The sequence below is a fragment of the Cryobacterium sp. RTC2.1 genome (genome assembly GCF_035018685.1).
Classification (GTDB): domain Bacteria; phylum Actinomycetota; class Actinomycetes; order Actinomycetales; family Microbacteriaceae; genus Cryobacterium; species Cryobacterium glucosi.
Window position 1 is genome coordinate 1 of record NZ_JASJXJ010000270.1, and the last position, 2,235, is coordinate 2,235.

The 2,235-nt window shown below is 68.5% G+C and carries 2 protein-coding genes and 1 pseudogene; all 3 read left to right on the forward strand.

Features of this window, described 5'->3' with window-relative positions:
* Positions 1-220: pseudogene (locus QN357_RS18720) on the forward strand (hypothetical protein); the annotation flags it as partial.
* A 150-nt stretch (positions 221-370) separates the two neighbouring features.
* Positions 371-1,735, forward strand: a complete 1,365-nt coding sequence (locus QN357_RS18725) for a cystathionine beta-synthase (protein ID WP_323505365.1) — start codon at positions 371-373, stop codon at positions 1,733-1,735.
* Between the two features lie 25 nt (positions 1,736-1,760).
* A partial coding sequence (locus tag QN357_RS18730; RefSeq protein ID WP_323505366.1) for a PLP-dependent transferase occupies positions 1,761-2,235 on the forward strand: 475 nt, incomplete at its 3' end.

Sequence of the window (2,235 nt, forward strand, 5' to 3'; positions counted from 1 at the left end):
CGCCAGGGTGCTCCTGAAGAACCCGGAAGTGCTCATCCTCGACGAGGCGACGATCGTCGAGAGCGGGACCCACGGCGGCCTGCTCGCCGCGAACGGCGTCTACGCGCGGCTCTACTCCGAGCAGGTCGCGAGCCCGGGCGCCGTCTCGGGTGCTGTCCCGGCCGTGGCACCGAGCGCCCCTGTGATTCCGCCCCGCCCGCTCACCGACGAGCGGTACTAGAGTTGGAGGGTGCTCGTCCGTCTGAAGTGTCCGTGTTGTCCGGGTCGCTGACCGACCCCTGACGCCCCACCCCGATCACTCCTCGCCCGTCCCGTGCGTGAGCCCCAGGCCGCGCGGTGACATTCACGACACCTCGACGAAGGATCTTCCATGAAGATTGCAGACACCATCCTCGACCTCATCGGCAACACGCCGCTGGTCAAACTCAACAAGGTCACCGAGGGGATCGGCGCGACCGTGCTGGTCAAACTCGAGTACTTCAACCCGGGCGGCTCCGCGAAGGACCGGATCGCCACCCGAATCATCGATGCCGCCGAACGTGACGGCCTGCTGCTGCCCGGCGGAACCATCGTCGAACCCACGTCCGGCAACACCGGCGTCGGCCTCGCCCTCGTCGCGCAGCAGCGCGGCTACCGGTGCGTGTTCGTGCTGCCGGACAAGGTCGGCGAGGACAAGCGCAACGTGCTCACCGCGTACGGCGCCGAGGTCGTCGTGACCCCGACATCCGTCGCGCCCGACGACCCGGAGTCGTACTACAGCGTCTCCGACCGGCTCGCCAGGGAGATCCCCGGCGCCTTCAAGCCCAACCAGTACGCCAATCCGAACGGGCCGCTCAGCCACTACGAGTCGACAGGTCCGGAGATCTGGCGCGACACCGACGGCACCGTCACCCACTTCGTCGCGGGCGTCGGCACCGGCGGAACGATCACCGGCACCGGGCGGTACCTCCGCGAGGTCTCCGGCGACACGGTGCGCATCATCGGCGCGGACCCGGAAGGCTCGGTCTACTCCGGCGGCACCGGCAGGCCCTACCTCGTTGAAGGCGTCGGCGAGGACTTCTGGCCTGCGGCGTACGACCCCGCCGTCGTGCACGAGGTCATCGCCGTCTCCGACGCCGAATCCTTCGCCATGACCAGGCGCCTCGCACTCGAAGAGGGCATCCTCGTCGGCGGTTCGAGCGGCATGGCCGTGGTCGCGGCCCTTCGCGCCGCGGCGATCCTCCCGGCCGACGCCGTCGTCGTCGTGCTGCTGCCCGACGGCGGTCGCGGCTACCTCGGCAAGATCTTCAACGACAAGTGGATGCGCAGCTACGGCTTCAGCAACGCCCCGGCCGGGCACACCGTGGCAGACCTCCTCGAGAGCAAGACCGGCACCCTGCCTGCCTTCGTCTACGTGCACCCGATCGACACCGTGCGCGACGCGATCGAGGCCATGACGGTGTCGAGCGTCTCCCAGCTGCTCGTGTTGACCGCCAAGCCGCCGGTCGTGATGGGAGAGGTGCTCGGCGCGATCGACGAGCGCCACTTGATGGAGCTCGTCTTCTCCGGCGAGGCGAAACTCACCGACAAGATCAGCGCCTACGTCGGCGATTCCCTGCCGATGATCGGCGTCAACGAACCCGTCGCGTCCGCCCGTGCCGCCTTCGCCCACGACGATGCCCTCCTCGTCACCGCCGATGGCAAGCCCCTCGGCGTCATCACCCGCTACGACCTCCTCACCTACCTCAGCGCCTGAGCGCCCACCACCAAAGGACCCACGGATGCCCAGCACCCCGAACTTCGACACCCTCGCCATCCACGCCGGACAGGAATTCGACCCGACGACCGGAGCCGTCATTCCGCCGATCTACCTGACCTCGACCTATGTGCAGGAGAGCATCGGCCACCTGCGCGGCGGCTACGAATACAGCCGCGGCGGGAACCCGACGCGCACCGTGCTCGAGACCCTGCTCGCCGCCCTCGAGGGTGGCGCGCACGGCCTGTCGTTCGCGAGCGGCCTCGCCGCGGAGGACACCATCCTGCGTGCCCTGCTCGCACCCGGCGATCACATCGTGCTCGGCAACGACGTCTACGGCGGAACGCACCGCCTGATCAACACGGTGCACGGCGCGGTCGGCATCCGCAACACGACCGTCGACCTGTCCGATCTCGCCGCCGTCGAGGCCGCGATCATTCCCGGTGAAACGAAGATCCTCTGGGTCGAGACGCCGAGCAACCCCCTCATGAAGATCAGCG